The sequence below is a fragment of the Streptomyces antioxidans genome, assembly GCF_000968685.2.
GTDB classification, from domain to species: domain Bacteria; phylum Actinomycetota; class Actinomycetes; order Streptomycetales; family Streptomycetaceae; genus Streptomyces; species Streptomyces antioxidans.
The window spans coordinates 1-389 of the sequence record NZ_LAKD02000178.1 but is presented as its reverse complement, the minus strand read 5'-3'; the positions used below and the strand labels follow the sequence as shown (position 1 = coordinate 389).

The window sequence follows — 389 nt, the reverse complement described above, 5'->3', positions numbered from 1 at the left end:
CCGATCACCAGGTTTTGGGAACCGTGCTGGTGCCGGGTGCCGCGTTGATCGAGTTGGCGATGCATGCGGTGACGCATGTGGGTCAGCAGGGCATCGAAGACATCGCCCTTGAAGCACCTCTTGCGGTCCCCGAAGGGGAGACCGTTCATCTGCAGGTGGTCGTCGGGGAGACCCAACAGGACGGTCAGCGCGAGTTCAGCATTCACTCGCGGATGGATTCCGATGATGTCGATCTGGGCTGGAAGCGCCATGCGACGGGGTTGAGTTGCGCGACGGTTGATGTGGAGCCGGTTTCTCCGGTGCAGAGCGGAGCCAGCTGGCCGCCTCCTGGGGCCACTCCCGTGGATGTGGACGAGCTTTATGCGGGGTTTGCTGGTCGGGGTTATGAG

At 62.7% G+C, this 389-nt stretch carries 1 protein-coding gene; it reads left to right on the top strand.

The genetic code is table 11. The annotated features are described in order from the left end of the window. On the top strand, positions 1-389 hold a 389-nt coding region (locus VT50_RS37295; protein WP_143645357.1), incomplete at both ends, for a polyketide synthase dehydratase domain-containing protein.